The 21,188-nt window shown below is 72.9% G+C and carries 15 protein-coding genes and 1 pseudogene; 4 read left to right on the top strand and 12 right to left on the bottom strand.

The window, feature by feature from the left end; genetic code table 11:
• Positions 1 to 115: 115 nt before the first annotated feature.
• From ACSUPT_RS22920 to ACSUPT_RS22910, 3 genes and pseudogenes are all read right to left on the bottom strand, one after another.
• Positions 116 to 1,090 (bottom strand): annotated as a pseudogene (locus tag ACSUPT_RS22920) (NAD(P)-dependent oxidoreductase); the annotation flags it as partial.
• Between the two features lie 62 nt (positions 1,091 to 1,152).
• Positions 1,153 to 1,536 carry a hypothetical protein gene (locus ACSUPT_RS22915; protein WP_351964994.1) on the bottom strand — a complete coding sequence of 128 codons (384 nt, stop codon included), beginning with the start codon at positions 1,534 to 1,536 and terminating at the stop codon, positions 1,153 to 1,155.
• A 128-nt stretch (positions 1,537 to 1,664) separates the two neighbouring features.
• Entirely contained in the window at positions 1,665 to 2,951 is a 1,287-nt protein-coding gene (locus ACSUPT_RS22910; protein ID WP_436945398.1) for a phytase, read from the bottom strand.
• Positions 2,952 to 3,495: 544 nt separating this feature from the next.
• On the opposite strand from ACSUPT_RS22910, the gene ACSUPT_RS22905 reads away from it, so the two are divergent.
• Positions 3,496 to 6,222 carry an AAA family ATPase gene (locus ACSUPT_RS22905; RefSeq protein ID WP_436945397.1) on the top strand — a complete coding sequence of 909 codons (2,727 nt, stop codon included), beginning with the start codon at positions 3,496 to 3,498 and terminating at the stop codon, positions 6,220 to 6,222.
• A gap of 238 nt (positions 6,223 to 6,460) precedes the next feature.
• Here ACSUPT_RS22905 and ACSUPT_RS22900 read toward each other — a convergent pair whose 3' ends face one another.
• From ACSUPT_RS22900 to ACSUPT_RS22890, 3 genes are all read right to left on the bottom strand, one after another.
• Entirely contained in the window at positions 6,461 to 7,027 is a 567-nt protein-coding gene (locus tag ACSUPT_RS22900; RefSeq protein WP_399219413.1) for an ester cyclase, read from the bottom strand.
• Between the two features lie 56 nt (positions 7,028 to 7,083).
• Positions 7,084 to 8,565, bottom strand: a complete 1,482-nt coding sequence (locus ACSUPT_RS22895) for an alpha/beta fold hydrolase (protein WP_436945396.1) — start codon at positions 8,563 to 8,565, stop codon at positions 7,084 to 7,086.
• A gap of 124 nt (positions 8,566 to 8,689) precedes the next feature.
• Positions 8,690 to 9,721: a medium chain dehydrogenase/reductase family protein gene (locus tag ACSUPT_RS22890; RefSeq protein ID WP_436945395.1), complete on the bottom strand. Its 1,032-nt coding sequence runs from the start codon at positions 9,719 to 9,721 to the stop codon at positions 8,690 to 8,692.
• A 178-nt stretch (positions 9,722 to 9,899) separates the two neighbouring features.
• On the opposite strand from ACSUPT_RS22890, the gene ACSUPT_RS22885 reads away from it, so the two are divergent.
• Complete coding sequence (locus ACSUPT_RS22885; RefSeq protein ID WP_399219410.1) at positions 9,900 to 10,556, top strand: TetR/AcrR family transcriptional regulator; 657 nt, start codon at positions 9,900 to 9,902, stop codon at positions 10,554 to 10,556.
• A 352-nt stretch (positions 10,557 to 10,908) separates the two neighbouring features.
• Here ACSUPT_RS22885 and ACSUPT_RS22880 read toward each other — a convergent pair whose 3' ends face one another.
• Together ACSUPT_RS22880 and ACSUPT_RS22875 are read right to left on the bottom strand one after the other, a co-directional pair.
• On the bottom strand, positions 10,909 to 12,243 hold the full coding sequence (locus tag ACSUPT_RS22880) for a class I SAM-dependent RNA methyltransferase (protein WP_361662514.1): 1,335 nt from the start codon (positions 12,241 to 12,243) through the stop codon (positions 10,909 to 10,911).
• A 104-nt stretch (positions 12,244 to 12,347) separates the two neighbouring features.
• Positions 12,348 to 14,405, bottom strand: a complete 2,058-nt coding sequence (locus ACSUPT_RS22875; protein WP_351964998.1) for an APC family permease — start codon at positions 14,403 to 14,405, stop codon at positions 12,348 to 12,350.
• A 218-nt stretch (positions 14,406 to 14,623) separates the two neighbouring features.
• Between ACSUPT_RS22875 and ACSUPT_RS22870 the strand changes: the two genes are divergently transcribed.
• Together ACSUPT_RS22870 and ACSUPT_RS22865 are read left to right on the top strand one after the other, a co-directional pair.
• A complete protein-coding gene (locus tag ACSUPT_RS22870) occupies positions 14,624 to 15,292 on the top strand; it encodes a potassium channel family protein (protein ID WP_315878813.1) in 669 nt (222 codons plus the stop codon).
• The gene (locus tag ACSUPT_RS22865) at positions 15,292 to 15,972 is read left to right on the top strand and encodes a potassium channel family protein (protein WP_351964999.1); all 681 of its coding nucleotides are present in this window, start codon (positions 15,292 to 15,294) and stop codon (positions 15,970 to 15,972) included. Before ACSUPT_RS22870 ends, ACSUPT_RS22865 begins: the two co-directional genes overlap by 1 nt.
• Positions 15,973 to 16,303: 331 nt before the next feature.
• Here the strand turns inward: ACSUPT_RS22865 and ACSUPT_RS22860 are convergent, their stop codons facing one another.
• The 4 genes from ACSUPT_RS22860 to ACSUPT_RS22845 form a co-directional block, all read right to left on the bottom strand.
• Complete coding sequence (locus tag ACSUPT_RS22860; RefSeq protein ID WP_436945394.1) at positions 16,304 to 17,170, bottom strand: DUF3159 domain-containing protein; 867 nt, start codon at positions 17,168 to 17,170, stop codon at positions 16,304 to 16,306.
• A gap of 3 nt (positions 17,171 to 17,173) precedes the next feature.
• Complete coding sequence (locus ACSUPT_RS22855; protein WP_351965000.1) at positions 17,174 to 17,575, bottom strand: OB-fold nucleic acid binding domain-containing protein; 402 nt, start codon at positions 17,573 to 17,575, stop codon at positions 17,174 to 17,176.
• 108 nt (positions 17,576 to 17,683) lie between these two features.
• Positions 17,684 to 18,367, bottom strand: coding sequence for a response regulator (locus ACSUPT_RS22850; protein ID WP_351965001.1), 684 nt, complete (start codon positions 18,365 to 18,367; stop codon positions 17,684 to 17,686).
• Complete coding sequence (locus ACSUPT_RS22845) at positions 18,364 to 21,138, bottom strand: ATP-binding protein (RefSeq protein ID WP_436945393.1); 2,775 nt, start codon at positions 21,136 to 21,138, stop codon at positions 18,364 to 18,366. The genes ACSUPT_RS22850 and ACSUPT_RS22845 overlap by 4 nt, the downstream gene beginning before the upstream one ends.
• Positions 21,139 to 21,188 lie beyond the last annotated feature (50 nt).

The following is a 21,188-nucleotide window of genomic DNA, read 5'->3' as shown; positions in this document are numbered from 1 at the left end:
TGACCGGACGCCGGCCACGCGGCGTCCGCTCACATCCCCGCCACATACTGCGGTCGCGCACCCGAATCACACCGAGTTCTCCCCCGTTCGGCGCCCGCCCCCGAAAGAATTCCTACCGGACGCGCTCGGCCAGGACCGCGGCATTCACCGCGTCCGGGACCGGCCGACCGGCGAACGCGCTGCGGACCGACTGGGCGACCGATATTCCGGCCCGCTCCTGCGCCTCCGCGGTCGAGGCGCCCAGGTGCGGGGTGACGACGACCGATTCGAAATCGAAGAGCGGCGATTCCGTGGTGGGCTCGAACTCGAAGACATCCAGGCCGGCACCGGCCACCCGGCCCTCTTTCAGGGCCAGGGCCAGCGCGGTCTCGTCGAGGATGCCGCCACGCGCCGCGTTGATGATGCGGACGCCGGGCTTCACCTTGCGCAGCGCATCGTCCCCGATGAGCCCGACGGTGCCCGGGGTGCGGGGCAGGTGGATGGTGATGAAGTCCGAGCGGCGCAGCAGCTCGTCGAGGTCCAGCCGCTCGGCACCGAGCTGCGCGGCGCGCTCGTCTGTCACGTAGGGGTCGTAGGCCACGACCGTCATCCCGAACGCCCGCAACCGCTCCGCGACCAGGGAACCGATGCGGCCCAGGCCCACCACGCCGACCGTCTTGCCGTGGAGTTCCACGCCGCCGTAGCGCGAGCGCGCCCACTGCCCGCCCTTGAGGGCGCCGTTCGCGGACGCGATGTTGCGCGCCGTCGCCATCAGCAGGCCGATCGCCAGCTCGGCCGCGCTGACGACGTTGGAGGCGGGGGCGTTCACCACGAGCACGCCGGCCCGGGTGGCCGCGTCGACGTCCACATTGTCGAGGCCGACCCCCGCGCGTGCGACGACGCGCAGCCTCCCGCCGGCCTGGAGGACCTCCGCGTCCACCTGGGTCGCCGAGCGGATCAGGAGCGCGTCGGCGTCGGCTACGGCGGCGAGCAGTTCGTGGCGGTGGGTGCCGTCGCAGTACCGGATCTCGACGTCGGGTCCCAGAGCGTCGATGGTCGCCGGGCTGAGTCGTTCCGCGATGAGAACAACCGGCAGGTTGGAGTCAGACATTTCTTCGGAGACTACCTTTCGCTTTCTACGAGGCGCGGTGATGCCGTGGCCCTGAGCGGTGTTCAACCCCAGCCGAGATCGTCCTCGGCGGCGGATGCCGCGCGCGGACAGGAATGTGCATTTCCAGATGCGCCCGAGAATCCCCGTGCCACCGGAACGGCGAACGACGGTACGGAGACGGCACCGACGGTGAAGGTCTGCACTTCTTCCCCCTCTTCTTCAGCGTGCGGCCGGCGGATTCCCCGGCCGCACGAATGATCACTTTGCCACTGCGGCAGCCCGGATAACAGAAAAGGCACCTGTCGCAAACCGCGGAGAACACCCGGAGACAGGTGCACAAATCGGACCACGGCCTCGTCCGCATCACCGCTCGGGAAGGTGGGACGGAAGAATTCAATGCGGCGGCGCGAAGGACGGTCAGATTTCTTACCGACGCTTCGGCGCACCTCACTTCTTCTCTGCGGGCCGCGGCGCACCCGGTCTCCGGCGGCCCGGGGCCCGGTCCGTCTCGTCGAGGTCCGACAACCACGACGGGCGCACGGTGTCACCACCGTGCGCCCGGGCCGTTGCCTGATCAGTCGACAGCGTCCATGACCTTGCCGAGGTCGACGAACTTGAAGCCGGTGGCCTCGCGGTCGCCGTCACCGGGGGTCTCCTCGCCGTCCTGCACGACGAGCAGGCCGCGCGGGTAGCGCGTGCCGAGCGGGGCGTTGAGGGCGGCGGCGCCGTCGCAGACCTCGGAGCCGTCGAGCGTCGCGGAGGCCGCGGCGATGCGGAAGGCGTTCTCGTACTCGTTGTCCTCGTCGCGCTCGCGGTCGTACGCGACGAAGGTGTTGTCGCCCTGGCTGGAGGCGAGCAGGTAGCCGTCGCCGTCCGCCTCGGTGAGGAGGGTCAGGACCTCGACGTCGGCACTGAGGTGCGTGCCGCCGAAGCCGGGGTCGGCACCGGGCGCGCACTCCTCGGTCTCCTCGTCGTACGTGCCCGGGACGCCGTACTCGCGGACCTTGTCGATCAGGACCGGCGTACCGGTCAGAGCCGCGTCGATGCGCCAGATCCCCACGTCCTCCTGCCCCGCGTACAGGGTGCCGTCCGCGGGGTCGACGACCATGCCCTCCACCTGCGGCAGTTCGCCCGGCTCGGCGCAGGGCGTCCAGGAGGCGCCGTTGGGCAGCCGGAACGAGGAGGGCAGGTCCAGGGCTCGGACCTGGCGGTAGCCGACGGTGCCGGCCGGGGTGGCGACCAGCTCCAGCAGGGCGATGCGGGTGCGGTTGCGCTGGCTGACCAGGGCGTAGGAGCGGCCGGTGGCGCGGTCGGTCCAGGTGGCCAGGCCGTACGCGGTCTGCTGCTCGTTGATCTCCCCCTGGTCGGCGGAGAACACGGGCCGCACGCCCGGGTCGGTGACGTCGGTGAGCGGACCGCCGGGCCTGTCCCGGTCGATGCGGTAGATCCGCAGCCGGTCGTTGCCGCGGTCGCTGACCACCGCGACGTCCGCACGCGCGCCGCCGAGGCGCAGCCCCTGCACCAGGTCGACGTTGTTGAAGCGCCCCGGCTTGTCGTCGGCGCTCGGCCCGGCCGGCGCGGGGATCGACTGCACCTCGCGCGCGTCGAGGTCGTAGACCCGCAGACCACCCTGCTTGGCGGTGGCGACCACCAGGCTGCGGCCCGGGTCGGCGGCGTTGCGCCAGATCGCCGGGTCGTCCGCGTTGGCGTCGCCGCCGGCCTCGTCGTCGAACAGCGGCGCGGTCTCGGCCGTCGGCAGGACGGTGCCGACCCCGGAGGCGTGCGCCGGCAGGGCGAACGAGGAGGCCAGTGCCGTGCAGAGAGCGAGCGCCGAGGCGCGAGATACCAGACCTGTTTTCACGATTATTCCTTGTTTGAGGCGGTTTGCCCTGACAGGGAAGACATTGGCGATCATGACTGTCATGTCCACGATGAATCGGTGACCGGCAGGTGAACACGGCGCGAAACCCCGGCGCTCCGACCCCGACCGTCCCGGCCACCGCCGCTCCCCTCGAACGCCGGTCGCGACGGTCTCGACCGGTCCACGCGTCCGCGACGGCTCCCGCTGCCCGGAGCACCCGAGAGGTCCGCGGCCACAGGAGTACGGCACGGGAGGGCCGGTCAGCTGACGGCGATGTCGTCGACCGGGAGGGACCGGGGGGCCGCCACGGCCGCGGAGCCGGGGGCGAGGGCCGCCGCGACAGCGGCTGCCGGGGCGTTCTTGCGGTTCATCGTGGTCCTTCCGCCGAGCCGCGTCGGGGAACGCCACACGACGTCATCGTGCGGGGGCGTTCGGCGGCGGTCGGCTCGCCCGTGGTCACGAGGCTAGGGACGAGGGGGGTGGCCTACATCAGGGAAACCCCTTGTCCTGGACCGGGGAGAGCGGGCGAGCGCACCATGGCCCGATGCGAGACTCTGCGAAGTGGGTGAGCGCGCCCGAGGAGACAGCCGGCGCCGTGCTGCCGGGGGTGCCGGACGACGCGGACGGAACCCGGCGGGTGGTGCTGTTCGGGCCGCCCGGAATCGGCAAGACCACGGCAGCCGGTGTCCTGGGGCGGCGGTTGGGCCTGCCGGTCCTCCGGCTGGCCCCGGGTCCGCAGGACGCCCGGGTGCCCTACGCCGGACTCCTCGAGGTCGCGCTGGCTCTCCCCTCGCCTCCCGCGCGGGAACTCGCGGCGGAGCTGGACGAGGCCGCCGGTGAGCCGACCGCCCCGGAGCATGGCGGGGCCGCCCTGCGGCTGCGCCGGCTGACCGCCGCGCTGTTGCGGGACGCGCCGCCCATGACGCTGGTGGTGGACAACGCCCAGTGGCTGGACCCGGCCAGCGCGGCGGTCCTGAGCTGGGCCCTGCGCCTGGTCCCCGGCCTTCCCGCCATCGTGGCCGAGCGCACCTGGCGGCCGGAGTCCGGGGTCCACTGGTGCGGGGAGGACGCGCACCCGGTGCGCGTTCCGCCCCTGACGTCCGGTCAGGTGGCGGCCCTGCTGTCACCGTTTCGGCTGTCTCCCCGCGAGGTCGCCCGGATCCACGCGTGCAGCGGCGGCAATCCCGCCCTCGCCCTGGCGCTCGCCGACGCCGCCCCTCGGCACGGGGACCGGCCCGGTGGAGGAGAGCCGGTCCTGCCGCCGACGGCCCGCCGTCTGGTGGGCGAGTGGCTGAACGAGGTACCGGCCCGGGTGCGGGAACTGCTGACGCTGGCCGCGCTGGACGACCGTCCCGACCTCGAACTGCTCGTCCGCCTCGGCGGCCCGGCGGCCGAGACCCTCCTGGCACGGGCCGAGACGGCCGGACTCCTCGACATCGGGCGCGCGGACGGGAGCGTGCGCTTCACCGCCTCCGCGATCGGCACGGAACTCACGACCCGGCTGACGGCCACCGCACGCCGCCACCTGCACACGCGCCTGGCCGAAGCGAGCCGCGACACCCTCCGCCGCGACCGGCACACCGCGCTGGCGGCCGCCGGCACCACCGACCCCCGTACGGCCCGGCACACCGCCCGCGCCGCCGACCGCGCGAGGCTGCGCGGGGAACACGCGCTGGCCGCCGAACTCTCCCTCCTCGCGGCAGAGCTCACCCCGCGCGAGGACACCGAGCAGCTCACCGAGCGCGCCCTGACCGCCATCCGGGACGCCGCGCACTGCGGCGACCTCACCCGCAGCCAGGCCGCGACCCGCCTCGTACTGGAACACGAGCGCAGCCCCGACCCACGGGTCAACGCGCTGCTGACCCTGCTCGACGCGAGCGGGCAGCGCCTGAACAGCGCGGACGAGCTGTTCGCCGAGGCGGTGCACGAGGCCGCCGGGCGGCCGGACCTGGTCGCCCGGATCCTGCTCCGCCAAGCCATCCGCGCCAACCTCAACGAAGGCGCCCCCGAACAGGCCGACGCCCTGGCCGCCCAGGCCGCCGCTCTCGCCCGGGCCGCCGGCGACACCACCACCGCCGCCCTCGCCCTGACCATGCAGGCGCGCGTCCAGCGCGTCCTCGGCAGCCCCGGGGCCGATGCCACGCTGGAACGCGCCCTGTCGACGCCCCGCACCGCGCCCGTCGCCGCCAACGCCACCCCGGAACACCTCGCCGCCCGCCATGCCCTCTTCGACGACCGCCTGTCCGACGCCCGGACGCTCCTGCTGCCCCTGCTCGTCCAGGCCCAGCGGGCCGGGGACGCCGAGGGCACCGTGGACATCCTGCGCGGCCTCGCCGAGGTGGAGGTCCGGGCCGGACGGTGCGCCGGGGCCCTCGACTACGCCGCCCGTGCCCGGGCGCTCACCGACAGCGCCGGACTGCCGACCGGACCCGTCTGCTACACCTCCGCCCTCGTCGAGGGCACCGCCTCACGCGCCGACTCCGCCCTCGCCCTCGCCCGCCGCGGAGTCGACGCGTCCCGGCAGGAGGACAACCGGGTCTTCCTCTCCCGCAACCTCTTCGCCCTCGGCCATCTCCTCCTGGTCACCGGCCGCCCCAAGGAAGCCCTGGAGGCGCTGGAGGAGGTACGCGCCCTGGAGGAGCTCCAGCGGGTGCGCGACCCGTCCGTCCTGCGCTGGCACGCCGACCTGGCCGAATGCCTCGTCACGCTGGGCCGCTTCGAGCAGGCCCGCGAACTGCTGACCGGCACCCGGCGTACCGCGACCGAGCTCGGCAGAGACTCCGTCCTCCCGTCCCTCGCGCGCGTCCACGCCCTCCTGGACGCCGCACAGGGCGACTACGACACGGCCGCGCGCCGGCTCACCGACGCGGCCGACCGCCTCGCCCACCTCCCGATCGAACGGGGCCGCACCCTGCTGGCGCTCAGCCACACCGAACGACGCGGACGCCGGCGCGCGAGCGCCCGTGAGGCGGCGCAGGGCGCCGCCGACCTCTTCACCGCCCACGAGGCACACCCCTGGGCCGAGGCCGCCGCGGAGACCCTCGACCGGCTGGAGGGCAGCCCTCCGGACAGGAGCGCCCACCCCGGCCTGACCCGGGCCGAGGAGCGCTGCGCCCGACTCGCCGCCGGCGGAGCGAGCAACCGCGACATCGCCGCGGCCCTCTCCGTCAGCGTCAAGACGGTCGAGGCGACCCTCACCCGCGTCTACCGGAAACTCGACCTGCACTCCCGCGTCCAGCTGGCCCACGCGGTCACCCCGGCCCACGAGTGACACCAGAGGCCCCACGACGGCGCCGCCAAGCCACCCGCCGGCAGCCCTGGGCCCTCTTGTTGTCCGACGACAAGCGGTGGTGGACATCGGACGCCGCGTGCGTCACCCGGCACATGCCGCCAGAGCGTGGCAGGGCTCGGGACCCGACGAGGCCGAGTGCACTGCCGATGTACAGCGCCCCGCCGCCGTCGCCGGCCATGTGGTCGGTGAGGGCGGCGGGGCAGCGGGCGGGTGGTGCTTACAGTGCGTGGAGCTGGGTGAGGAGCTGGAGGGTGTCGGAGTTGAGCCAGTACTCGACGAACTTGCCGTCTTTTATGCGGAGGGTGTCGGTGCCGGTGAAGGTGACGGTGGTGCCGGGCTGGGCTTTGGCGCCGGGGAAGCCGCCGGCGTAGGTGCCGGTGGCCGTCCAGCGCACGGAGGCGCCGTTTCCGGCGATCAGGGGGTCGGTCTGGAGGGAGAAGTGCAGGTCGGGGAAGGCTGCGCGGGTCTGGGCGATCCAGGCCACGAGGCCGTCGGCGCCGCGGATGCCGCTGCCGTCGCCTCCGTCGAGGAGAGCTGCGTGGACGGTGAAGTCCGGGGAGATGATGCCGGGTGCCTGGGTGTAGTCGCCGTTCCAGAGGCGCAGCCAGGCGTCGAGCATCGTCTTGGGGCTCTTGGCGGGCGCCTGGTGGCCCGGTGAGGTGACCGGGTGAGCGGCAGGGGCGGCGGACGAGGTGGATGCTACGGCCGTTGTCGCGGTGACTGCCAGGGCGGCCACGGCGGCGGGGAGGAGCAGGCGGATCCGGGGGCGGCCGGTGGTGGTCATGGCGGTTCCTCGCCTATCTGTGTGAGGGAGAACGGTGGCGGTGGCCGGCTGTGGTGTCAGTCGGTGCAGGTGGTGCCGGGTGCGGGCAGGCGGCGGCTGGTCAGGTAGCGGTTGGTGGCGTCGCGCACGCACTGGGAGAGCAGGAACATGCTGTAGTCGTCGCCTTCGCGGCTGAGGACGACGCTGCCGGGCAGTTGTGCCGCCATGGCGAAGCCCGCGCTGTGCGGGGCGAGCGCCTGGCGGGTGGACTGCACGATCAGGGCGGGGGGCGCGCCGTGGACGGGGGTCCCGGCCGCGATGGGGCGGGCGGGGACGGGCCAGCCGAGGCAGCCGGTGAGGGCAGTCCAGGAGCGCACGGCGCCGCCGAGGTGCGGGGAGATCCGTGCCAGGTCCTTGCGCAGGCGGGTGAGCTGGTCGAACGTCGTCGCCGGGCGGGGGCTGTCCAGGCAGGCGGGGACCTGCACCTGAACGGGGTCGAGGGTGTCGTCGGGTTCGTCGGTGAGGTCGCTCGCATCGCCCGCCTTGGCCCTGACGACGGCTTGGGCGAGGGCCGGCCAGGTGACGCCGGAGAGGGTCAGGTAGTCCTGGGTGGCGGTGCGGATGTCCTCCCCGTTCAGGGCCGGGCCGTCGGCGGTGGGGATCGGTGTGCGGTCGGCGCGGGCGACGAGGGCGTCGTACTCGGCCGCGGCATCCTTGCCGTGCAGGGCACAGTCCGCTGTCGCGGCGCACCAGGCGGAGAAGCGGTTGAACGCCTCTTCCGCCGTGGCCGCTTCGCGGCGGATCCTCTCGGTGGGTGTGGTGGTGTCGTCCAGCGCCGTGTCCAGGACCATGGTGCGCAGGCGACCGGGGTACAGGTCGGCGTAGGTGCGCCCGAGCAGGGTGCTGTAGTGGATGCCGTACCAGTTCAGCTGCTTCTCGCCCAGGCCGGTGCGTACGGCTTCGAAGTCCCGTGCCGTGCTGGTCAGGTCGACGTGGGCGACCAGGGGGCCGTTCTCACTCAGGCAGCGCTGGGCGAAAGCGCGGTTGTGGGCGACGAGCGCGTCGAACTGCCGCCGGTTGCGCGGAAAGTGGGTGACGGCGGCCGGCTTGAGGGGTGTCGTACAGCGGATCGGCGTGCTGTGGCCCACGCCGCGCGGGTCGACGGCGACCAGGTCGAAGTTCCGGCTCATGGCGCCCGCGAACGACGGGAAGCCGATGCGCATCGCCAGGCGGAGCTGTTCGATCGACGATCCGCCGGCTCCGTCGTTCAGCAGGAGGGTGCCCTGGCGATGGGGCTGGTCGTCGGCGGGACGGCGGACCAGGGCGAGGCTGAGGCTGCCGGCGCGGGGGTGGGCGTAGTCGACCGGGACCCGGAGGGTGCCGCACTGCATGCCCTGGAATTCCGTGTCGGAGCAAGCGCTCCAGTTGATCCGGCTCGTGGGGGCGGTGGTCTGGGGCTGTGCGGGGGCGGCGACTGCCGGGGTGGCGAGGGTGGCCGTGGCGACGAGAACGGCGGTCAGAGTACGCGGGACATGTGTCCGCAGGCTGGATCTGGGCATGACGGGATGCTCCTGAGGCTGTTGGCGCCGTGGCGCGGCGCGGAAGCGATGCGGGGAGAGCGCGGCAGGTGCGCGAACGCTGCGAGCGTCGACCATGCGTGGATGCGGGTTTCCGCATGAGGGGTCAGGCGTACAGGACGATCTTTCCGGCGACGGTGCCGGACTCGGCCAGCCGCATCGCCTCGGCAGCCTGGGCCAGGGGCAGTTCGGCGGCGATGTGGGCGGTGATGTCACCGCGGCGCAGGGCTTCGAAGACCTCGGTGAGGTCGGCGTGCAGCCTGGCCTGGAAACGGCCGCGGTTCAGGGCTCGGCCGGCCCAGACGTTGAAGAAGTAGGCGCGGCGGCGGTTGGGCAGCGCGTTCCACAGCCACACCCGCCCGAGGAGCTTGAGGACGGGCCACTGCCTGGAGCCCTCGTCGTCGCGGGTGGAAGCGCTGCCGTAGGAGACGAGCGTGCCGCCGGGGGCGAGCAGGCGCCAGGAGTCGACGATGCCGCGGCCGCCGACGTGGTCGAAGACGGCGTCCACCCCCCGCGGGGCGAGTTCACGGACGCGGGCCGGGATGTTCTCCGTGCGGTAGTCGATCGGGGTCACGCCCTGTTCCTTCAGCACGGCGTGGTGACGCGCGGAGGCGGTGCCGATCACCTGGGCGCCCGCGGCCCGGGCGAGCTGGACCAGGACCGATCCCACTCCCCCGTTGGCTCCGTGCACCAGGACGGTCTGCCCGGCGCGGACACGGGCCTTGCGGTGCAGCATCTGCCAGGCCGTGATGCCGTTGATCACCACCGTCTCCGCCTGCGACGCGCCGACGCCGTCCGGGACCGGCACCAGGTCCGCGGCGTCGACGACGACGTGACTGGCCCAGCCGCCGACCTTCAGCAGCGCGGCCACCCGCGTCCCGACCAGCCCCGCGTCGACCCCCTCACCGGTCGCCGCCACGGTGCCGACCAGGTCGTATCCGGGGACGAAGGGGAAGGGCGGCTGGTCGTAGTAGCGGCCCCGGCGCATCTGCTGCTCCGCGAAGGAGACGCCGGTGGCTTCCATGCGAACCACGACCTGGCCCGCCCGGGCGCTCGGGACAACACCCTGCCGCACCTGAAGCCCCTCCGGCTCGACCTTGCCCGGCAGCACGACCTCGACCATCGCTGCGGCGTTCATGGTGTCCCTCCCTCGACAGGCACCAGCCCCGTTAGCGGCTGGCGCGTTCGTTAGAAGTTATAACTACACCGGCGAGTGACAGTCAAGTGCGTTCGTAATAGGGTCTAACTAAAGCGGTTGACCAGCCGCTCCGCCGACTCCCGAAAGCCGGCGGACATGACAGGGAAGGGATGAGCCCATGGCCATCGCGGGGAAAGAGACACCGCGCGAGCGCTACCGCGCCCAACTGCGGGCCGAGATCAAGCAGCGCGCCTGGGAACAGATCGCCGCCGCCGGGGCAGCCGGGCTCTCCCTGAACGCCATCGCCAAACAGATGGGGATGAGCGGCCCCGCGCTCTACCGGTACTTCGCCAGCCGGGACGAGTTGATCACCGAGCTGATCCGGGACGCCTACCGCAGTCTCGCCGGCACCCTGCGCACCGCCGCGGCATCGGGTGCCGATCTCGCCGGACTCGGGCACGCGCTGCGCGCATGGGCACTGGACGACCCCCAGCGCTACTTCCTCATCTACGGCACACCCGTCCCCGGCTACCACGCCCCCGACGACATCACCATGATCGCCTCGGAGATCATGGACGCCCTCCTGGACGCCGCCCGGGCGACCGCAGACTCTGCCCCGGCCGCGGTGCAGGACACTTCGCTCGAATCCCACCTTGCCGAACACCGGCAGTGGGCCGGCGATCACCCCGCCTCCCCAACGGCCCTACGCCTCGCTCTGCACTTCTGGACCCGCCTGCACGGCGCCCTCTCCCTGGAGCTGGCAGGCCACTTCACCGGCATGGGATTCGACCCCGACGAGCTGTACGAGAACGAACTGCGGCACCTGACACAGTGAGGGGACGACCACGGCGATCACCCAGAGCCGCAGGCCGCATGTGACGACCACGGCAGCCGCGGGGCTGAGCCGCCCCCCTCCTCGGTTGGTCGCACCGCCCTTCGGGCAACCGGTCCAAGCAGCCGGCGTACGCTCAGCGTCTCGAACCGGCCGCTCACAGGGGCCCCCAGACCTCGGACCGCTGGTGCAGCTGACGCTGTACCAGCGCCACGGACGCCGGGGTCGGGCACGCGACCGGCACGGTCGGCCAGGTGACGCATCATCAGAACGAGCGTCAAATGAGCGTCACTTCAGCGTCGAGACATCGCCCCCAACGCCACACCCGCATAGGGCGCACCCGCGCAACCCCAGGTCAGGCGTCCTTCTTCACCGGCTCCAGGATCGCCACGCACTCCACGTGGTGGGTCATCGGGAAAAGGTCGAACGCCCGCAGCGTGCGCGGCTTGTAGCCGGCCTCGTGGAAGTACGCCAGGTCGCGGGCGAGGGCGGCCGGGTCGCAGGCGACGTACGCGATGCGGCGGGCGCCCAGGGCCGCGAGGTGGCGGACGACCTGCTTGCCGGCGCCCGCGCGGGGCGGGTCCAGGACGATCAGGTCGACGTCCGTGATGCCCGTGCGCGGCAGGACCTGGTCGACCTTGCCCTGCTCGATGCGTACCCGGTCGAAGCCCTGCAGGTTGTGGCGGGCGTCCTCGACGGCGCGCTTGCCCGACTCGATGCCGAGCACCGCGCCCTTGTCGCCGACGCGGTCCGCGAGGGCGCCCGCGAAGAGGCCGACGCCGCAGTACAGGTCCAGGGCCGTGTCGCCCTTGCGGGGCAGCAGGCCCTGCATGACGGCGCGGACCAGGGTGTCGGCGGCCTTCGGGTGGACCTGCCAGAAGCCGCCGTTGCCGACGCGGTACGTGCGGTCGTCGGCGCGCTCCCGGACGAACGGGCGGCCGTGCACCCGGTGGACGCCGCCGTCCTTCTCCTCCACGCGCAGCACCGACACCGGCTTGTCGAGCTCGACCAGCGGCAGCCGGGCGCCGGGGCGCGGGGTGAGGATGACCTGGCGGTCCTGCGACCCGGTCGCGGCGATCGCCTCCACGGACGCCATGCCCGGCCACTCGCGCTTCTCGACGCCCAGTTCGCTCACGCCCTCGGCGGCGATCATGCAGTGGTCGATCGGCTCCACCTCGTGGGAGCGGTGGCGGCGCAGGCCCGCGCGGCCGGAGGCGTCGACGGCGTACTGCACGCGCGTGCGCCACTGCGGGACCTCACCGGCCGGCAGCTTGTCGCCCTCGGCGGGGACGACCGTGCCGTCCCAGCCGGCCTCCTCGGGCGTCAGGCCCGCGAGGCGGCGCAGCTGCTCCGCGATGACCTCGCCCTTGAGGCGGCGCTGGGCGCCCGGCTTGGCGTGCTGCCAGTCGCAGCCGCCGCAGCGGCCCGGCCCGGCGTACGGGCAGGGCGCCGGGATGCGGTCCTTCGACGCGTCGAGGACGGTCACCGCGTCCGCGCGCAGGAAGCGGGACGTCTCGTCGCCCTCCGTGACGCGGGCGACGACCCGCTCGCCCGGCAGCGCGTGCCGGACGAACAGGACGCGGCCCTCCTCCGTGCGGGCGATGCAGTGGCCGCCATGCGCGACGGGGCCGACCTCGACCTCGTACTCCGCACCGATCAGCGAGGGGGTCTCGGGTGCGTTCTTCGGCATGGCGGGCTGACTCCAGGGAGAGGGGGAAGGGGACGGAGCGGCTTGCGGCCGGCCCGGCCTGGCGGCCGGGGGTGACCAGCCCACCAGTCTACGTCCCCGCGCCGTCAGTCCTTGCCGTTCGGCCGGGACGGCCGCTTGGGCCCGGTCTCGACCAGGCCGCGCCGGACCGATCCGGGGGCGTTCCACTCCTGGTTCTTCTTCGCCCGCTGCTTCGCCGCCTCCGAGGAGCGCAGCTGGTACGGGACGGAGGTGACCATCACGCCGGGCGTGAACAGCAGGCGGCCCTTGAGGCGCAGCGCGCTCTGGTTGTGGAGGAGGTGCTCGTACCAGTGGCCGACCACGTACTCCGGGATGATCACGCTGATGACGTCGCGCGGGCTCTCGCGGCGCAGGCTCTTGACGTACTCGACGACGGGCCGGGTGATCTCCCGGTACGGGGAGTCGAGGATCTTGAGCGGGACGTCCAGGCCGCGGCGCTCCCAGTCCTCGGTGAGGGCCTTGGTCTCGGCCGGGTCCACGTTGATGCTGAGCGCCTCCAGCTTGTCGGAGCGCATCAGCTTGGCGTAGGCGACGGCGCGCAGCGTCGGGCGGTGGATCTTGGACACCAGGACGATGGAGTGGACGCGGGCCGGGCGGACGCTGTCGTCGCTGGGTCCGTCGGGGGCGGCGAGCTCGGCGGCGACCCGGTCGTAGTGCTTGCGGATGGCGGTCATCGTCACGTAGAAGATCGCCATGCCGAGCAGCGCCACCCAGGCGCCGTGGGTGAACTTGGTGACGAGGACCACGATCAGGACGAGGCCGGTGAAGAACGCGCCGAAGGCGTTGATCGCGCGGGAGCGGATCATCCGGCGGCGCGCGGCCGGGTCGGTCTCGGTGCCCAGCAGCCGGTTCCAGTGGCGGACCATGCCGATCTGGCTGAGCGTGAACGAGACGAAGACACCGACGATGTAGAGCTGGATGAGGCGGGTGACCTCGGCGTCGTAGAGGTAGACGAGGACGGCGGCGGCCGCGGCGAGGAGCACGATGCCGTTGGAGAAGGCGAGCCGGTCGCCGCGGGTGTGGAGCTGGCGGGGCAGGTAGCGGTCCTGGGCGAGGATCGAGCCGAGCAGCGGGAAGCCGTTGTACGCGGTGTTCGCGGCGAGGAACAGCACGAGCGCGGTGGCGGCGGCCAGGAGGATGAACGGGATGCTCCCGTGGCCGAAGACGGCGGCGGAGACCTGGGAGATCACCGGTTCCTGGTGGTAGTCGGCGCCGACCGGGCTGCCGTCGCGGAGGAGGTCGTGGGCCGGGTTCTCGGCCATCTTGACGTCGGTGGCGAGGGCGAGGGCGATGATGCCGCAGAACATGGTGACGGCGAAGCCGCCCATCAGCGCGAGGGTGGTCGCGGCGTTGCGGCTCTTGGGCTTGCGGAAGGCGGGGACGCCGTTGCTGATGGCCTCGACGCCGGTGAGCGCGGCGCAGCCGGAGGAGAAGGCGCGCAGCAGCAGAAAGAACAGCGCGAACCCGGCGAGGCCCTGGTGCTCGGCCTGGATCTCCAGGTCGGCGGTGGGCGCCCGCATGGTGTCGCCGAGGACCAGGCCGCGGTAGGCGCCCCAGAGGATGAGGGCGAAGACGCCGGTGATGAAGACGTACGTGGGGATGGCGAAGAGGCGGCCGGACTCCTTGACGCCCCGCAGGTTCATCAGGGTCAGGAGCACGATGATCGCGATGGCGGACGCCGTCTTGTGCTCGACGACGAACGGGATGGCGGAGCCGAGGTTCTCCACGCCGGAGGAGATGGACACGGCGACGGTGAGGACGTAGTCGACCAGCAGCGCGCTGGCGACGCCGAGCCCGGCGCGCGGGCCGAGATTGGTCTGGGCGACCTCGTAGTCGCCGCCGCCGCTGGGGTAGGCGTGGACGTTCTGCCGGTACGACGCGACGACCGTGAACATCAGGATCACGACGGCGGCCGCGATCCAGGGGCTGAACGCGTACGCCGAGGCACCCGCGATGGACAGGACCAGCAGGACTTCGCCAGGCGCGTACGCCACGGAGGAGAGCGGGTCGGAGGCGAAGACGGGGAGCGCGATGCGTTTGGGGAGGAGGGTCTCTCCCAGCCTGTCGCTGCGCAGGGCCCGGCCGATCAGGATGCGTTTCGGCACGTCGGTCAGTTTGGACACGCAGAGGATCGTAAGCGGTCCAAACGGACGGAAGGCGTCTGCGGGTGGCGCGTTTACGCATGCTTGACGCGCGCACGGCTGCCGGACGCGGATGAGGCCTACTGACTGGTCGGGGCATAAGCTCGTCCGGTACAGCACCGCACGCAGGCTGAGAGAGAAGAGTGAGCAGGGTGTTTTCGCGGGTCAGCAGGGTGACCAGGAGTGCGGGGTAGGCGGACGTGCATATCGTGATCATGGGCTGCGGCCGTGTCGGCGCCGAACTGGCGCAGACCCTGGAGCGGCAGGGTCACACGGTCGCCGTCGTCGACCAGGACCCCACGGCCTTCCGGCGCCTCGGCTCGGGCTTCGGTGGCCGGCGTGTCACCGGTGTCGGCTTCGACCAGGACACCCTGCGCGAGGCGGGCATCGAGGAGGCCGGGGCGTTCGCCGCGGTCAGCAGCGGTGACAATTCCAACATCATCGCGGCCCGCGTGGCGCGTGAGATGTTCGGCGTCGAGAACGTCGCCGCCCGCATCTACGACCCCCGGCGCGCCGAGGTGTACCAGCGGCTGGGCATCCCGACGGTCGCCACGGTCCGGTGGACCGCCGACCAGATGCTGCGGCGGCTGCTGCCGTCCGGCGCCGAGGAGCTGTGGCGTGACCCGAGCGGCGGGGTGCAGCTCGCCGAGGTGTACATCTCCCCCGCGTGGATCGGCCACAAGGTCAGCACCATCCAGGAGGAGACGGGCGTCCGCGTGGCGTTTCTCACCCGCCTGGGCGAGGCGATCCTGCCCACGTCGCAGACGGTCCTCCAGGACGGCGACCTGGTGCACGTGATGATGCGGACGGACGAGGTCGAGCAGGTCGAGGCGGCCTTCGCCCACGGCCCCGAGGGGAGCGGTCACTGATGCGGGTCGCCATCGCCGGCGCGGGCGCGGTGGGTCGTTCCATCGCGGGCGAGCTGCTGGAGAACGGGCACGAGGTGCTGCTCATCGACAAGGCGCCGACCGCCATCTCGGTGGAGCGGGTGCCGCAGGCGGAGTGGCTCCTGGCCGACGCCTGCGAGATCACGTCCCTGGACGAGGCGGCGCTGCAGCGGTGCCACGTCGTGATCGCCGCGACGGGCGACGACAAGGTGAACCTCGTCGTGTCGCTGCTCGCGAAGACCGAGTACGGGGTGCCGCGGGTCGTCGCGCGGGTCAACAACCCGAAGAACGAGTGGCTGTTCACCGAGGCGTGGGGCGTGGACGTCGCCGTGTCGACGCCGCGCCTGATGTCGGCGCTGGTGGAGGAGGCGGTGAGCGTCGGCGATCTGGTCCGGCTGCTGCGCTTCAGCCACGGCGACGCGAACCTGGTGGAGCTGACCCTGCCGCCCGAGTCGGCGATCGCGGGGACGCGCGTCGGGGACGTGGCCTGGCCGCAGGACACCTCGCTCGTCACGATCATCCGCGGCTCGCGGGTGCTCACGCCGAGCGCCGAGGAGACGCTGGAGGCCGGCGACGAGCTGCTGTTCGTGGCCGCGCAGGCGCGCGAGGAGCAGCTGGAGGACCTGCTGTCGGTCCGCCGCGAGGACACCGCGACCGACTGAGCCGGGCCCACGACCACCGTACGTCCGCCGGCCCCGGAGCATGTGCCCCGGGGCCGGCGGACGTACGTGCGTGCGGGGGCGTACGTCCGTACGAGGTCGTTTGACGGCCGGGCGGGTACGGGGCGCCGGGCACGTACGAGGGCGAGGTACGGGCGCCGGGTACGTACGAGGGCGTGTGACGACCGGGCGGGTACGGGCGCCGGACACGTACGAGGGCCGGGGACCGATCGTGGTCCCCGGCCCTTCGCCGTACGTCTCCGGGCTCCGCGCCCGGCGCCGGGCGCGGAGCCCGTACAGGGCGGGCGCCCACGCGGGCAGGCGGCCTGGCGGCTCAGGCGTTGGCCTGGCGCTCCCGCTCGGCGGCGCGCTCGGCCTTGGCGGCCTTCTCCGCGCGCTCGGCCTCCTCCATCTCCGCGAACACGTCGATCGGCGGCGGCGCCTTGGCGAGGAACACCCACGTCAGGTAGACGGCCAGCAGGAACGGCGGGATCTTCAGCGCCACGAGCACCCAGCCGAGCTGCGTCGTGTCGGCCCACCAGTACAGGGGGAAGAGGATCGCGCACTTGCCGAGCAGGATGAAGCCCCACGCGTAGCTGGCCTTGGCGTACGCCTTCTTGCGGCCCGGGTTGCGGGTGCGCCAGGAGAGGTTCTCCTTGAAGACCGGGCCGAGCATGAGGCCGATCAGCGGGGCGCCCGCCAGCGTCGTGATGATGTACGCGAGGCCGAGGCCCAGCGTGTACAGCATGCCGGGCAGGTAGAAGTCCTTCGCGTCGCCGGTCATCATCGCGAAGACGACGCCGAAGCCGACGCCGAAGACGCCGCTGAAGGCGTGCTTCACCGTGTCGCGGCGGATCAGCCGGACGACGACCAGCAGCAGGGACACCGCGAGCGCCGCGAGGGCGGAGGCGTGCAGATCCTTGTTGATCGTGTAGATCGTGACGAAGAGGAGGCCGGGCAGGACGGTCTCCACCATGCCGCGGACGCCGCCGAACGCGTCGAACAGCGCGGCCTCGGTGACGGCCTTCACATCGTGGTCGCCACCCGGCCCGTCCTGGCCGGGCCGGGCCTCCGCGCCGTCCGGTCCGGCCGGGGAGCCGGCGGCGGAGGGGCCGGCGAGGCCGGTGTGTCCTGCGGTTTCGTGGCCGTCGTGGCCCCACGGGCCGCCAGCGTCGGTGGTCGGCTTGTCGGTTGACGTCACCGGCTACTCCTGTCCGAGCGGTCGCAGCTCGTATTTCGGATTGAACAGGACCCTGCGCCCCTGGCTCATGGAGATGCGGCCGGAGGCTATGAGCTTGCGGCCCGGTTCGATGCCCACGATGGACCGCCGTCCCAGCCACACCACGTCCAGCGGGGCCGTGCCGTCGAACAGCTCGGCCTCCAGGGCCGGCACTCCGGCCCTCGGACGGAGGGTGACCGTCCGCAAGGTACCAGTCACCTTCACGATCTGGCGGTCCCCGCAGTCGCAGATACGCGTGCAGCCCGCCGCCTCGGCGTCCTCCTGGAGCTCCTCGGACTCGAGCTCGCCCTGGGAGCTCGACAGCCGGTCCAGCATGCGGCGGAAGCGGCCGCCGGACTTCCCGGTACGCGGTGGTACAGCACTCATACGCAAAAGCCTACCGGGCTGCCCCGTCAGGCGGCGGGCCCTCGCACCCCGGCCCCGCCCCGGCTCCCCGCGCCGCTCCGGCCCGGCGCCGAGCGGGGACGCCGCAGGTCAGCGCTCGAACCGGTATCCCATGCCCGGCTCGGTGATGAAGTGCCTCGGGTGCGACGGGTCGGCCTCCAGCTTGCGGCGCAGCTGCGCCATGTAGACCCGCAGGTAGTTGGTCTCGGTGCCGTACGAGGGGCCCCACACCTCCTGGAGGAGCTGCTTCTGGCCCACGAGCCGGCCGCTGTTGCGCACCAGGACCTCCAGCAGATGCCACTCGGTCGGGGTGAGGCGGACGTCCTTGCCGCCCCGGTTGACCTTCTTGGCGGCGAGGTCGACGGTGAAGCCCTCCGTCTCCACGACGACGACGTCGCCCTCCCCGCCGACGGGCTCGGCGCGCCGGACCGCGGCCCGCAGCCTGGCCAGCAGCTCGTCCATGCCGAACGGCTTGGTGACGTAGTCGTCGGCGCCCGCGTCGAGGGCCTCGACCTTCTCGTCGGAGGTGTGGCGGGCGGAGAGCACGAGGATGGGGACGCGGGTCCAGCCGCGCAGCCCCCTGATGACGTCGACGCCGTCCATGTCGGGCAGCCCCAGGTCGAGGATGACCACGTCGGGGTGGCGCTGGGCGGCGAGGGTGAGGGCGGTCGCCGCGTCCGGCGCGGAGTCGACCTCGTACTTGCGCGCCTTCAGGTTGATCACGAGGGCGCGTACGATCTGCGGCTCGTCGTCGACCACGAGCACCCGCGTCATGAGGGGCCTGCTTTCTGTAGGAGCGGTGAACCGTGCGCGGTACGGGCGTCCGCGACGGGGACCGGAGCGGTGACGGCGCCGCCCCGGCGCGCCTCGGGCGCACGCGCGTCGGCCGCAGCGGCGTCCACGCCGGGGCCCGCGGTCGTACGGGCGTCCACCCCCGCGGCGTCCACGCCGGGGCCCGGAGCCGTACGGGCATCCGCCCCCGCGGCGTCCACGGCGGGGCCCGCGGTCGTACGGGCGTCCGCCGCGCGGAGGGTGAGGACCATGGTGAGCCCGCCGCCCGGGGTGTCCTCCGCGGTCAGGGTGCCGTGCATGGCCTCGGCGAAGCCTCGGGCGACGGCCAGGCCCAGGCCCACACCGGAGCCGCGCGGGGCGTCGCCGTACCGCTGGAAGGGGGCGAAGATCCGTTCCTTCGCCTCGTCGGGGACGCCGGGGCCGCGGTCGATGACCCGCACTTCGACGCGGTCCGCGTGGGCGCTGGCGGTGACGAGGACGCGGCTGCCGTCGGGGGCGTACTTCACGGCGTTCTCGACCAGGTTGGCGACGGTCCGCTCCAGCAGGCCCCGGTCGACGGTGACCATGGGCAGCGACTCGGGGATGTCCAGGTCGACGCTGCCCTCCGGGACGCCGCCCAGCGCCATCGGGACCACCTCGTCCAGGTCGGTGACGCGCAGCAGCGGCGTGACCGTGCCGGTCTGGAGGCGGGACATGTCCAGGAGGTTGCCGACGAGGTGGTCGAGGCGGTCGGCGCCGTCCTCGATGCCTTCGAGGAGGTCGGCGCGGTCCTCGTCGGACCATTCCACGTCGTCGGAGCGGAGCGAGGAGACGGCGGCCTTGATCGCGGCGAGCGGGGTGCGCAGGTCGTGGGAGACGGCGGCGAGCAGCGCCGTGCGGATCTTGTTGCCCTCGGCGAGCCTGCGGGCCTCCTCGGCCTCCCCCACCAGGCGCTGCCGGTCGCGGACGACGGCGGCCTGCGCGGCGAAGGCGCCGAGGACGCGGCGGTCCTCCGCGGGCAGGACGCGACCGGTCAGGGCGAGCGCCAGGTGGTCGCCGACGGGCATGTCGACGTCGGCGTCCTCGGGTCTCGTGGGCGGGCGGCCCGGCCCGGCGTGGGCGGCGCAGGTCCACGGGGCGCGGTCGTCGGACCGTTCGAGGAGGGCGACGGACTCCATGGCGAAGGTCTCGCGGACCCCCTGGAGGAGCCCGTCGAGGGTCGTGTCGCCGCGCAGGACGCTGCCGGCGAGAAAGGAGAGGATCTCCGATTCGGCGCGCAGCCGGGACGCCTGATGGGTGCGGCGGGCGGCGACGTCGACGACGGAGGCGACGGACGCGGCGACCGCGAAGAACACGGCGATGGCGACGATGTTCTCCGGGTCGGCGACGGTCCAGGTGCGGGTGGGCGGGGTGAAGTACCAGTTCAGGAGGAGGGAGCCGGCGGTCGCCGAGGCGAGCGCGGGGAACAGGCCGCCGAGCAGGGCCGCCGCGACGGTGAGCGTCAGGAACAGCAGCATGTCGTTGGCGAGGCCGGGTCCCGCGCCGAGGCCGATGCCGAGGCCGGCGCCCGCCTCCAGACCGGCGACGATCCAGGTGAGGAGGCAGGGGCCGATGACGCCGACGCCCCAGCCCCAGGCGCTGCGGGCGCGGCTGAGGCGGGCCCGGCGCGCGGCGGGCAGTCCGCGGCCGCGCCCGGCGGCGTCGTGGGTGACGATGTGGACGTCGAGGTCGGGTCCGCAGTCGCGGGCGACGGTTCCGCTGACGCCGGGCCCGAAGACGTACTGCCAGCTCTTGCGGCGGCTCGCGCCGAGCACTATCTGCGTGGCGTTGTGGGCGCGGGCGAACTCCAGCAGCGCGGCGGGGATGTCGTCGCCGATGACGTGGTGGAAGGTGCCGCCGAGGTCCTCGACGAGGGTGCGCTGGAGGGCGAGCTCCTTGGGGGAGGCGGAGGTCAGGCCGTCGCCGCGGGCCACGTACACGGCGAGGACCTCGCCGCCGGCGCCCTTCTCGGCGAGGCGGGCGGCGCGGCGGATGAGGGTGCGGCCCTCGCAGCCGCCGGTGAGGCCGACGACGATGCGCTCGCGGGAGCCCCAGATCGCGGAGACGCTGTGGTCCCTGCGGTACTGCTGGAGGTACTCGTCGACCCGGTCGGCGGTCCACAGCAGGGCCAGTTCGCGCAGGGCGGTGAGGTTGCCGGGGCGGAAGTAGTCGGCGAGGGCGGCGTCGACCTTGTCGGGGGCGTAGATGTTGCCGTGGGCCATGCGGCGGCGCAGGGCCTCGGGCGACATGTCGACCAGTTCGATCTGGTCGGCGCGGCGGACGATCTCGTCCGGGACGGTCTCCTCCTGCCGTACGCCGGTGATCGCCTCCACCACGTCGCCCAGCGACTCCAGGTGCTGGATGTTGACGGTGGAGACCACGTCGATCCCGGCGGCGAGCAGGTCCTGGACGTCCTGCCAGCGCTTGGTGTTGCGGGAGCCGGGGGCGTTGGTGTGGGCGAGCTCGTCGACGAGGGCGACGGCGGGGCGCCGGGCCAGCACGGCGTCGACGTCCATCTCGCGGAGGGTGGCGCCCCGGTGCTCGACGCTCCGGCCGGGGACCTGTTCGAGGCCGGCGAGCAGGGCCTCGGTGCGGGGCCTGGAGTGGTGCTCGACATGGGCGACGACGCAGTCGGTGCCGCGTTCGACGCGGCGGTGGGCCTCGGAGAGCATCGCGTACGTCTTGCCGACGCCCGGCGCCGCGCCGAGGTAGATCCGTAGCTTGCCGCGTCCCATCCTCATCCTCTTCCGGACGACCCTCTTCCGGACTGTGCGCTTCGCGCAGC

This window comes from Streptomyces sp. SudanB25_2051 (assembly GCF_964272635.1).
In the GTDB taxonomy this organism is placed as follows: Bacteria; Actinomycetota; Actinomycetes; order Streptomycetales; family Streptomycetaceae; genus Streptomyces.
Note: the sequence above shows the minus strand (reverse complement) of the source record. Positions and strands in the feature narration are given on the sequence as shown.